The 10,173-nt window shown below is 72.7% G+C and carries 12 protein-coding genes and 1 pseudogene; 5 read left to right on the top strand and 8 right to left on the bottom strand.

Annotation, left to right across the window (positions count from 1 at the left end):
- Positions 1-528: 528 nt before the first annotated feature.
- Positions 529-1,152, top strand: coding sequence for a LuxR C-terminal-related transcriptional regulator (locus tag IF01_RS0123015; RefSeq protein ID WP_030395401.1), 624 nt, complete (start codon positions 529-531; stop codon positions 1,150-1,152).
- A gap of 43 nt (positions 1,153-1,195) precedes the next feature.
- On the opposite strand, the gene IF01_RS0123010 is transcribed toward IF01_RS0123015, so the two are convergent.
- The 4 genes from IF01_RS0123010 to IF01_RS0122995 all read right to left on the bottom strand — a co-directional run bounded on the left by IF01_RS0123010 (position 1,196) and on the right by IF01_RS0122995 (position 4,699).
- Positions 1,196-2,032, bottom strand: coding sequence for a LuxR C-terminal-related transcriptional regulator (locus IF01_RS0123010; RefSeq protein ID WP_157855317.1), 837 nt, complete (start codon positions 2,030-2,032; stop codon positions 1,196-1,198).
- Positions 2,033-2,655: 623 nt separating this feature from the next.
- Positions 2,656-2,928, bottom strand: coding sequence for a hypothetical protein (locus IF01_RS49035; RefSeq protein ID WP_030395399.1), 273 nt, complete (start codon positions 2,926-2,928; stop codon positions 2,656-2,658).
- A 54-nt stretch (positions 2,929-2,982) separates the two neighbouring features.
- Positions 2,983-3,594, bottom strand: a complete 612-nt coding sequence (locus IF01_RS0123000; protein ID WP_030395398.1) for a class I SAM-dependent methyltransferase — start codon at positions 3,592-3,594, stop codon at positions 2,983-2,985.
- Between the two features lie 706 nt (positions 3,595-4,300).
- Complete coding sequence (locus IF01_RS0122995) at positions 4,301-4,699, bottom strand: VOC family protein (RefSeq protein ID WP_030395397.1); 399 nt, start codon at positions 4,697-4,699, stop codon at positions 4,301-4,303.
- 100 nt (positions 4,700-4,799) lie between these two features.
- Between IF01_RS0122995 and IF01_RS0122990 the strand changes: the two genes are divergently transcribed.
- A complete protein-coding gene (locus IF01_RS0122990; RefSeq protein WP_030395396.1) occupies positions 4,800-5,801 on the top strand; it encodes a helix-turn-helix transcriptional regulator in 1,002 nt (333 codons plus the stop codon).
- 16 nt (positions 5,802-5,817) lie between these two features.
- Here IF01_RS0122990 and IF01_RS0122985 read toward each other — a convergent pair whose 3' ends face one another.
- Together IF01_RS0122985 and IF01_RS49030 are read right to left on the bottom strand one after the other, a co-directional pair.
- A complete protein-coding gene (locus tag IF01_RS0122985; RefSeq protein ID WP_051755991.1) occupies positions 5,818-6,525 on the bottom strand; it encodes a cytochrome P450 in 708 nt (235 codons plus the stop codon).
- Positions 6,483-6,842, bottom strand: coding sequence for a hypothetical protein (locus IF01_RS49030; RefSeq protein WP_167349768.1), 360 nt, complete (start codon positions 6,840-6,842; stop codon positions 6,483-6,485). The genes IF01_RS0122985 and IF01_RS49030 overlap by 43 nt, the downstream gene beginning before the upstream one ends.
- Positions 6,843-6,979: 137 nt before the next feature.
- Between IF01_RS49030 and IF01_RS0122980 the strand changes: the two genes are divergently transcribed.
- Together IF01_RS0122980 and IF01_RS0122975 are read left to right on the top strand one after the other, a co-directional pair.
- Positions 6,980-7,228 (top strand): hypothetical protein, encoded by a 249-nt coding sequence (locus IF01_RS0122980; RefSeq protein WP_030395394.1) that lies wholly within the window; start codon positions 6,980-6,982, stop codon positions 7,226-7,228.
- Positions 7,225-7,713, top strand: coding sequence for an isochorismatase family protein (locus IF01_RS0122975; protein ID WP_030395393.1), 489 nt, complete (start codon positions 7,225-7,227; stop codon positions 7,711-7,713). Before IF01_RS0122980 ends, IF01_RS0122975 begins: the two co-directional genes overlap by 4 nt.
- Here the strand turns inward: IF01_RS0122975 and IF01_RS51575 are convergent.
- Positions 7,704-8,360, bottom strand: coding sequence for a GTP cyclohydrolase I (locus tag IF01_RS51575; protein WP_078880218.1), 657 nt, complete (start codon positions 8,358-8,360; stop codon positions 7,704-7,706). The two genes, IF01_RS0122975 and IF01_RS51575, sit on opposite strands and share 10 nt — an antisense overlap.
- Positions 8,361-8,846: 486 nt before the next feature.
- Between IF01_RS51575 and IF01_RS50200 the strand changes: the two are divergent.
- Positions 8,847-9,185: pseudogene (locus IF01_RS50200) on the top strand (transposase); the annotation flags it as partial.
- Between the two features lie 95 nt (positions 9,186-9,280).
- Here IF01_RS50200 and IF01_RS0122955 read toward each other — a convergent pair.
- Positions 9,281-10,147, bottom strand: coding sequence for a GNAT family N-acetyltransferase (locus IF01_RS0122955; RefSeq protein ID WP_030395389.1), 867 nt, complete (start codon positions 10,145-10,147; stop codon positions 9,281-9,283).
- Positions 10,148-10,173: the final 26 nt, after the last annotated feature.

Genomic DNA, 10,173 nt, shown 5'->3' with positions numbered 1-10,173 from the left:
GGGGGCACGCTGGGGCGGGGTGCCGGCGGGGCACGGGCAGGGGTCGGGGCGGACGGGAGCCGCGCGGGAGGGTGCCGCGCGGGCGGTGTCGGGTCGGGACGGCCGGGAGCGGCCGGATGCCGCGCGGAGGCTGTCGGGGCGGCGGAGGGGTCGGGGGGCAGTGGGTGACGGGGGCCGCGCGGGGCGGACGGGCCCCGCGCGGCAGTCGATCACCAGTGCGCATCGTGGTCCCGCTCGGTCACCGGCGACAAGGCTTTGACCTGCTTTTACTGACACTTGTCACGTCCCTGCCCGCGGGCGTCGGGTCGGCCGCCGGACCCGGGATAAGTTGAGGGGTCACCGAATGACACGCGTAGACCCACCTAGACCCACGTTGACCCACGTTGACCCACCGGTCCTGCTGAGGACATGTCCGCACCCGGACGCCCGGGTGCCGTCGACGGGAGCGGGCCGTCCGCCACACACTGGGGCGCGGCCGCAATGATCACCATGAGTTCCGTTCACGGGATCCTCGGGGGAGACCTAGTGATGACCATTCGTGTGTTGGTAGCCGACGAGCAACTGCTGCCCCTGGACGCGATCGCCGAAGTGCTCGCGTCCGTCAAGGACTTCGAGGTCGTGGGGGCGGTGAACCGGAGTTCGATGGTTGTCCCGGTCGCGGTCCGCCGCCGGCCGGACGTGGCCGTCCTGGGCATGGGTACCGCGCAGGGCGGCTTCCGCCTGGTGCGGGAGCTCGGGAAACGCTTACCCGACTGCCGGGTCGTCCTGATGGCGGCCCGGCCCACCCGGACCCTGGTGGACCGGGCGGTCTCGGCGGGGGCGCTGGGGGTCGTCACCAAGCAGACCAAGATCCCCCGCCTGGTCGACGCGATCCGGGACGCCGCCGCGGGCGGCCGCCCGGCCCCGGGCGAGGCCGAACCGGCGCCCGACGGGCCGGCGGTCCGGACGGCCGTCGCGGAGCAGGTGCTGAGCGCGCGGGAACGCGAGATCCTCCGGCTCACCGCGACCGGCGCCTCGGTGAAGGAGGTGGCCCGCGAGCTCTACCTGGCCGCCGGGACGGTCCGCAACCTCACCTCGGGCGCGATGCGCAAGCTCGACGGGCGCAACCGCTTCGACGCCGCCCGGATCGCCGCCGAACGGGGGCTGTTGTGAACGGACTTGGCGCGCCGCTTCGCCGTCCGGGCGGAGGCCGATCTCAGCCCTGCGCCGCCCGCACCTCCCTGGCCTCCTTCGTGCCCTCCTTCGCCTCCCTGCCCTCCCGGCCCTCCCTGCCCTCGTGTTCGAGCAGCCCGAGCCGGGTCGCCCGCACCATCGCCGTGAGCCGGTTGTCCGTCTCCAGCACCCGCAGGATCTCGGCGACGAACCGCCGCACCGTCCGGTCCGAGTAACCGAGGTGACGGGCAATCGACTTGTCGGTCGCCCCGGCCGCCATCATCCGCAGCACCAGCCGGTGCGTCCCGGACAGCACCGGCGCCGAACCGCCGCCGCGCCGCCGCCTGGTGTACGGCGCGGCCGTGGACCAACTGTGCTCGAAGACCCGGGTGAAGAGCTGGGCGAGCAGTCCTCCGTCGATCACCACACTGCGGCGCAGTCCCTCGACCTGCGACCGGGTGACCACCTTCTCCCGGTCGACGATGACCAGCCGCAGCGGCAGCGACTCCGCCGTCCGGATCTCCGCGCCCGCCTCCTGGAGCGCGTTCACGTACTCCACGACGGCCGGGCTCCCCAGCGCGGAGGCCGGCGCCACCAGCCGGTAGTGGACACCCCGGCGCAGCAGCTCGACATCCTCACGGATGCACGGGTGCAGCGCCTCCCGCTCGGCCGCCGTGGGCAGCATCACCGCCACCTCGGACCGGCTGGAGGCGTGCAACTCGCCCAGCCGCTGCCCCAGTTGCGCCCGTGACTCGACCACCTCGACCGCCGGACTCTCCCCCGTGGAGGCCGGAGTGGCGAGGAAGCCGTCGGTGAGGTCGGAGATCAGGTCCTGCGCCCGGGTGAACTCCGCCAGACGCTCCTGCTGATCGGCGACCAACCGTCTCAGGATGCTCTGCGGCGTGGCCACCACCGCCTCCGGCCCCCGGTCGAGCAACCCGTTCCCGGCCAGCCAGTCGACGGCCTCCCGGACCTCACCGGCCCCGGTACCGAGGTCCCGCGCGAGATCCTCCGGGCATATGCCGCTTTCCTCGGTGCGAAGAAGTGAGAGGTAGACACGGTACGCAAAGCGCGCATCAATCCCGGTCGCCGCCGTCATCGCCGTGAACTCCAGCCGTAGATACGGATCGTGAGCAGCAAGGAAGTCACGAGCCCCCGGGGGGCTCGGCTGGCGACACTACTTGAAGAAGTACGGCCACCTGTAGAGGGCCAGGAAGACCTGAGGCGAACAACGCGTCACCTCTCGAGTCCAATCCGTCACTGCGTCCCCGACCGGCACGCTCGGAGCCGTGTCAACCATCCGGAAACGTGATCATAACGGCACAAATCGTGCGGGCAAAGGGGTCCAAGGAGCAACTTTCCGTGCTCCCGGCCGCGCGGTCGCAGGCCGCATACGAGGTGGGCGGGGCCTGCGCGCCATGGGTGGAATCCTCGAGTGTGCGCGTATCCGGGAGGGTCTACTCGTACTGATGCTGACTTCTGCTGGCATCAGTTGACGGGCAATCAGTAGAGAGTCGCCGTGTGCGGGCGCTCCGACCTCAGCGGCGGTCGACGATTGGCGGCAGGATCGCGGCCGTCGGCCGCACCGACTCCGACTACGACCGGACCCTGGAGGCGATCGGCGCCGTCGCCACCGTCGCCACCCACCTCTTCAACGGCGAGGAACGCCGCCGCCTCCAGGGCCAGGTCGACGCGGCGGCCAAGGCGATCGGCAAGATCGTCCTGACCGGTCTCCGGCCCGCGCAGGAGTTTCACGTCTTCGAGGAGCGTCGGCACGCCGCCGGCTGCGGACCGGGGCAGGTTCCGCTCCCGGGCCCCCGGTCCGCGGATCTACTCGTCGGCCGCACCCCGGGTGCGACTCAGGACCCAGACGCCGTAGGCCTCGTTCGCGGGGTGCAGTTGGTAGGTTCCTGCCCTTAGGTCGACGTGGAGTCCGGCGGCCGCGAGATCCGCCTCGAACTCGGCCGCGGTGTAGGCGTGGGCGTGCGGCGGCCGGTCCTGGAGGTGGAAGCCGACCAGGATCCGGCCGTTCTCGCCGAGCACGGCGCGCATCGAGCGCAGGGCCTCGCGTTCGGTACCCTCGGCCAGGTAGATCATGACGTTGCCGACGCAGACGACCAGGTCGAACGGGCCGTCGTCGGGGCCGAGGCCGAGGATGTCGCGTTCCTCGATGGGCAGTCCGGGGTAGGTCTCCCGGGCCTGTCGGACCAGTGCTCCGTCGGGCTCGATCGCGACCACGTCGTGCCCGCGCCGCAGAAGTGCCGCAGTGACCCGGCCCATGCCGGCGCCGGCGTCGAGCACCCGGGCGCCACGCGGCAGGAGCGTGTCGGCGAGTCGGGCTTCACCGTCGATGTCCTCACCGGCGGAGACGAGATCGGCGAACCGCTTGCCGAAGCCCTCGCTGCTGCCCGCCTCCTGCCAGCGGGTTCGCCGCGTCGCCATCGGTACGGCGTCTCCGTGTGCCGGCGTGGTCCCGTTCATGCTCCGCATCCTAGACCGACAACGCCGGTGCCGGTCGTGGCCGCCGGAGCGACGGCCCGCAGGCCCGCGGGCCGTGTCGCGGAGAGCGGTCACGGTCGACGTGCCGCCCGAGCTCGACCGGCGAACCCCTGAAACGCTCCGGAACACCGAGGATCGTGCCGCGGTGCCCGGTCGAGCCGCGCGGAGCCTCGCCGATGCTGCGGCGAGGGGTGTTCAGCCTTCGCCGATCACTGACCGTCCACCTGCAGCCACGTGCCGGGGCTCCTGAGGCCGAAGCCGTCCGGGAGGCCAGCAGTTTCGGCGGAACCAGCCGGGGGCCGATCGCCTTCACCACCGCCGGTGGACGCGCCTGCAACGCGTCCACCGGCGGAATTCCACGCCTGTGCGGCAGTACCGCACACCCCCTTCCTCCGGAGTCCTTCGCATGCCCCAGGGCCGTTCCACCGCTGTGCTCCGCGACTTCTTCTGTGAGCGCACTCCCGGCAAGAGCTACGTCCTGGCCCTCGTCGGCCACCAGGACGGACCGGCCAGGCTCCAGGCCGTCCTCATCTGCCGCGAGCCCGTACTTGCCCACCGCGCCGCCGAACTGCTCCGCACTCTGCGTCCGGGCTCGTGGCGGCCTTCACGGCGTGCCGCCCGGCTGCTGGTTCGCCGACAGGCCGGCCTCTCAGCGGGCGAACCTCGCCTTCGCGGTCTCGGTGACCGGGGTGAAGAAGTTGACCAGGTTGCCGTCCGGGTCGCGGAAGAGCAGGGAGCGGTTGCCCCAGGGCATCGTGGTGGGTTCGGTCACGAACTCCGGCACGTCGGCGCGCAGTCGCCGGTGGGCGTTGTCCACGTCGTCGACGAGGAACTCCAGCACCACGCTGCGGTTGGCGGCCGGCTCGGCCGATCCCGGTGCGAACAGCGGGACGGTGCGGGTGCCGGCGATGGCCAGCGTCGCCGAGGCCGTCCTGAGCTCGGCGAAGTCCGGGGTGGACCAGTCGGCGCCGACGCCGGTGGCGCGCTCGTAGAAGTCCACGAGGCGGGCGACGTCGGCCGTGATGATGCGGATCGAGAGGAAGTCCATGGCTGTCTCCTGCGGTTCGGTCGTGCGGTCGGTGCTTCCGGCACGACGCTAGGGCTGATACTGGACATAATCCGCCCGGTATCGCTGAGAGACTTCCTGTATGGCCCGTCCCACCGCCCGCGTCCTCGCGCTGCTGGAGCTGTTGCAGTCCGGCGGTGTCCGCACCGTGGCCGAGCTCGCCGACCGCCTGGGGGTCGACGAGCGCACAGTGCGCCGGTACGTCGACCACCTGCTCGACCTCGACGTGCCCGTCGAGTCGGTGCGCGGCCGCTACGGGGGCTACCGGCTCGGGGCCGGATACCGGCTGCCCCCGCTGATGCTGAGCGACGACGAGGCCCTCGCCGTCCTGCTCGGACTGGTCGCCGGCCGGCACACCGGCCTGACCGCGGTGGCGGACGCCGGGCACACTGCGGGCGAGACGGCGGCGGCCAAGATCCGCCGGGTGCTGCCGGAGCGGCTCCGGCACCGGCTCGACGCCGTGCTGGACGCCCTCACCCTCACCGCCGCACCCGGGTCCCGTGCGACGGCGGTGCCCGACTCCCAGGTCCTGCTCACGGTCGCGGACGCGGTGCGCGGCCACCGGCCGCTCGCGGTCCGGTACACCGCGGCGGACGGACGGCGCAGCGAGCGCACGCTGCACCCGTACGGGCTCGTGGCGCACGAGGGCCGCTGGTACCTGACCGGCGCGGATCCCGCGGTGGGGGAGGACCGCACCTTGCGCCTGGATCGCATCGTGGGCGTACGTACCCTGCCGGGCGCCTTCGAGCCCCCGGCCGCGGTCGACCCGGCGGAGCGCCTTCTGCGCGGGCTCGCCACGGCCCCGTACCGGTACCGGGTGGTGCTGCGGGTCCGGTTGACGGCTGAGCGGATCCACCTGCGGCTGCCCGCGAGCGTCGCCGTGGTGCAGGCGCTCCCGGCAGCGGAGCCGGGGGCGGCGCGGTGGAGCCGGGTGGAGCTCCGGGTGGACCGGCTGGACTGGTTGCCGGCGGTGCTCGCCTCGCTGGACGCGCCGTTCGCCGTCGAGGAGCCCGCGGAGCTCCGGACGCTGGTCGCGGCCTTCGCCGAACGGCTCGCCGAGTCGGCGGCGAGAGTCCCTGACTGAGCGGGGCCCGGCGCCGTCACGACCCCGGTCCAGGGAAGACGCCGCCGGGGCCGGGGCGGCGGGTGACGGTCATGGTGACGGGCGAGGGGCCGAGGGTGGCCGCCGCGACGGGGCGGGGCCTGCTGCCCGGCACCGGGTCGAGGTGCCATCGGCGTGAGACCGCGGCTGTGAGGAGGGTCAGTTCGGCCAGGGCGAAGTCCCCGTCGGGGCAGCCGTGCACGCCGGCGGCGAAGGGGAGGTAGGCGCCGTTCGGGGGAGCGGGACGGCCGTCCAGGATCCACCGGTCGGGGTCGAAGGTGTCGGGGGCGCGGTACCACCGGGGGTCCCGGTGCAGGGCGTAGGGGCTGTAGAAGAACTGGGCGCCTTGGGGGAACCGGTGGCTGCCGAGTTCGGTCTCGCCGGTGGTGTGCCGGGGGAAGAGCCAGATCGGTGGGTAGAGCCGGAGCGACTCGCGCACCACTCGGCCGGTGAGGTCCAGGGCGGGGAGGTCCGTGGCCCGTACCGGGCGGTCGCCGACGGTCCGGTCGACCTCGTCGTGGAGCCGGCGGCGGACGGCGGGGTGCCGGGCGAGCAGGATCAACGTCCAGGCCCCGGCGGGGGCGCTGGTGTGGGAGCCGCCGATGAGCAGGGAGGTCACGTCGTCGTGGAGCTGGGCGCGGTCGGCACCGGTGGAGAGGCGGGTCAGGGTGGGGGTGTCCGGTTCCGCGTCGACCAGGGAGTCCACGACGGCGTGGATGTCGGCGAGGGCGGAGCGGTAGCGCCGTCGCTCGGGGCCGGGCCAGCGGTCGAGGAGAGCGGCGGCGGGCCCGTAGGCCCTGAGGCTATCGCGAGGATGAACAGCGCTGTCGGGCCTTCGGGTTCGGCCTCGGCGGGATTCGGTTCCTCGCCCCCGAAGGGGTCGGTGCCGAGCCGGTCGAGCAGGACGCCGTGCTGGCCGACCTCGGCGATGGTGCGTGCGAGCGCGCTGGCGAGATCGTCCAGGTCTTCCTCGGGAATGCGGATCGGTTCGGGCTCGGGGGCGCCCGTGGTCGGTTCGGACATGGCACATCCAGGTGGTGCGGGCGGACGGGGACTGCGTGGGCGGGGACGGGTCTTCTGCGGCTGTTCACGAGTGGGCTCCAGGGGTGCGGGAAGGATGAGGATCCGCAGATCCGGCGATTCGGCACGGCCGCCGACTCGTGCTGGCCACAAGCGGGTTCGGCGGCATCCGCGATGAGTCGGGAGCCGATGGCGACGGCGTCGGTGAGGGAGTCCGCGAGAGGGTGGTCGGTGGCGGCGAGCTCGGCGGGGTGATGGAGACCGCCGGTGTGGAGCACCGCGTGCGCGCCGTTGGCGCGGTCGGCGTCCGCGTCGTCGACGGCGCCGCCGACCAGCAGCACCCGGTAGCCCTGACCGGTGAGGCCGCGGTCTGTAGGCTGACGACATGACCCGAGCTCTCGTCCTGATCGACCTCATGCCGCGCATCATCGCCAACCCACTCGCGCCGCATTCCGGCGAGGACGTGCTTGTGCGCTGCCGTGACCTCGCCGCCGCGCTGCGCGCGGAGGGTTCTCCCGTCGTGCTCGTCCGCGTCGAGCGTCCAGGCGTCGATGAGCAGCCGCCGGGCAGCGATCTGGCCGAAGGGCTGGAGCAGGACGGCGACGTCGTCGTCGTGAAGCGGACGATCGGTGCATTCCACAACACCGGCCTCGATGAGAAGCTGCGCGCGGCCGGCGTGACCACCATCGTCCTGGCGGGGCTGGTAACGACGATGGGCGTCGCGTCGACTGCGTGGGCCGCGTGCGACCTCGGGTACGAACTCGAATTCGTCGCCGACGCCATGTCTGCGCCGACCCTGGAGGAACACGAGGTGGCGATCGGCACGGTGTTCCCGCGCATCGGCGAGGTGCGGCTGACGAAGGACTATCTGTGACGTTGCAGATGTGAAGGGTGCTGCCGGTCAGGCTGCGAGCGTGTGACCGCGTCGCGGTGGCGCCCCTCGGCCCGGAGCTTGAGCGCGGGTTCGGCGCAGGCGAGGCCCCAGCCGGCTCCGGCGATGTCGAGGCGGTCATTGACCAGGTGGCGGCATGCACGCTCGATGGTGCGGGTAGCGATCTGCTGGCTTTGGGGCGAGGGCTGTGTCGTGGCGCAGGTAGCGCCCTTTGCTGCGCAGGTAGTTGATGGCGTCGTCGATTCCATTGCGGCGGTTTCATCAACTGGGCGGTGCGGCAGTCGGCCCGGACGAGGCCGTCGTTGCCCCGGTAGATCTCGACGTCGGTGCCGTAGGTGTCGGCGAGGTTGCACAGGGAGGGCTTCTTCCGGGCGCCGGAGGGCGTGGGTGCGGGCCTCCAGGTGCCGGACCGGTTCGGACAGGCCGAGGGCGGCGGTGTCCGGTGTGTAGGCGATGGAGACGGCGAGGCGGAAGGGGAGAAGGTGGTGCTCGCAGATGCTCCACACCTCGATGCCGCTGAGCAGGACGAAGTCGCCGTACTGCCCTTCCTGGGCGAGGGCGGTGGTGAGCCTGCCGGGGTCGCTTTGGTCCGGTCGTGCCGTTGACCTACGCGCAGTGGGCGCGGACAGAGCCGTTGCTGCCGGACTGGACGCCGAAGCGAGGCGGGCGGTGGTGCGACCGCCGCGAGGTGCTCGACGCGGTCGCCTGGAAGTTCTCTTCGCGGGAGGGTTCTTCTGGGAAACCGGTGCACACCGAGGGCGTTACGGATGGTAGACAGAACACAGCCTGACCGAGTTTCGGTGCGGTGCGGACCGAAGCCGGTGCCCACCCGCACCGGCTTGCACCGTCCAGTCGTCACCCTGCCGAGAGAGAGCTGCACGGTATGCCTGCAGAATCACCGCCCTCCGCGGACGGGAACGGCGACGGAGGCCGAAGTGCGTGGCCCGCAACGTGGGGCTACCGGTTCACCGTCGAGCTGGTCGTTCTGCTGACCGTCTTCGCTGTGCTGACGTTCTGGCTGGTCCCGGAGCCGTTCAGATTCCTCTCGCTGCCGGTGGCCGGCCTCGCCATCGGCTGGCGTTGGAGGGGCCGGTCGCGGGGGTAGTGCCGCGGGGACCGTGGGGCGCTCGCGGGGCGGCCTGGGAACGTGGATTCATCTGGCCGGCGACTCCAACGCCCGCCCGCTGGCGATTGTCCTGACGGCCGGTCAGGCCGGTGATGCGCCCGCGTTCACCGCGGTGATGGCCGCCGTCCGCGTGCCTCGCACTGTTTGCGGGCGGCCGAGGACCTGACCGGACGTGGCGCTCGCGGACCGGGCGTACTCCTCGCGAGCGATCCGCGCCCACCTGCGCGAGGGGCACGTGCGGGCGGTGGTCCCGCAGCCGGTGGAGCAGGTCCGCCACCGCGAGCGGCGCGGCTCGAACAGCGGGAGGCCACCGGCGTTCGAGGCCGAACGCACCTGGGCCCTGGCCCACCGCACCTCTTTCTTCGCCCGCCCCTGAGGCGGGTGCCGCCACCGGCCACGTGCCGGCCGGCAGCGGCACCCGCCTCAGGCCGTGCGGATCCGGTCGCGAACCTCCGGCCCCGCCCCGAACCCGGCCGCCCTGTAGGTGGCGACGCCACCGACGTTGGAGCTCGGGGTGCACACCCGGACGCTCGACGAGCCCGCCTCCCGCAGCGCGACCGCCCCGGCGAGGGTGATCGCCCGGCCGTACCCGCGGCCGCGGTGGGCCGCGTGGACGCCCATCGGCTCGACCAGCCCCGGCCTCCCCGGGCCGGCCGACCAGACCGTGACCACTGCCACCGGCTCGCCCCGGTTGTCGTAGGCGCCCAGGCAGCGGGCGTCGTCGTAGAACGGTCCCGCCGCCATCCGGTGCCAGTACTCGCGCGTGGGTCGCGAGGTGCCGAACGCCGACCGCAGGACCTCGGCGAAGTCCTGCGCCCGCTCGGGGCCGATCGTCTCGATCCGCACTCCGGGGTCCTCCACCGGCTCCGTGAGGTCGCGGAAGAGCGGCGTCCACGGCTCGTCGACGCCCCAGCCCTCCTTGGTCAGCAGGTCGTGCAGCAGCAGGCCCGACGGCGCCTCGATGGCCACCTCCCCCTCCGGCAGCACACCGCGCTCGGGCAGCGAGACGTCCGCGACCAGCCGCCGCGCCAGGTCCTCGTCCCGGAAGGCGTCGGGGGCGACCGTCATCCGCAGCAGCGTCGGGGTGTCCTGCATCCCGACGGCGAGAATCCGTCCGCCCCGGCTCCAGGTCCGCACCACCGCGGCCGTCTCGGGCGTCCCGAAGCGGTGGTTCCAGCCGATGTCCCCCGCATGCAGCTGCATCGGCGCTCCGTCGTACTGCCACTCCCGCAGCGCGCCCATGGCCTCGCGCACCCCGGCCACGGCCGGCGTCCCCAGCACAATTGTCATGCCCGGGATCCGACACCCCCGCCCGG

This window comes from Kitasatospora purpeofusca, from assembly GCF_000718025.1.
GTDB lineage: Bacteria > Actinomycetota > Actinomycetes > Streptomycetales > Streptomycetaceae > Kitasatospora > Kitasatospora purpeofusca.
This window is presented reverse-complemented; position numbering and strand designations above follow the sequence as displayed.

Excerpts from the sequence above, each read along its gene's own strand:
- IF01_RS0122955 (WP_030395389.1), bottom strand. The coding sequence starts at position 10,147 with ATGACAATTGTGCTGGGGACGCCGGCCGTGGCCGGGGTGCGCGAGGCC.
- IF01_RS0122990 (WP_030395396.1), top strand. The coding sequence starts at position 4,800 with ATGGCCCGTCCCACCGCCCGCGTCCTCGCGCTGCTGGAGCTGTTGCAG.
- IF01_RS0123015 (WP_030395401.1), top strand. The coding sequence starts at position 529 with ATGACCATTCGTGTGTTGGTAGCCGACGAGCAACTGCTGCCCCTGGAC.
- IF01_RS0123000 (WP_030395398.1), bottom strand. The coding sequence starts at position 3,594 with ATGGCGACGCGGCGAACCCGCTGGCAGGAGGCGGGCAGCAGCGAGGGC.
- IF01_RS49030 (WP_167349768.1), bottom strand. The coding sequence starts at position 6,842 with ATGTCCGAACCGACCACGGGCGCCCCCGAGCCCGAACCGATCCGCATT.
- IF01_RS0122975 (WP_030395393.1), top strand. The coding sequence starts at position 7,225 with ATGACCCGAGCTCTCGTCCTGATCGACCTCATGCCGCGCATCATCGCC.
- IF01_RS0122995 (WP_030395397.1), bottom strand. The coding sequence starts at position 4,699 with ATGGACTTCCTCTCGATCCGCATCATCACGGCCGACGTCGCCCGCCTC.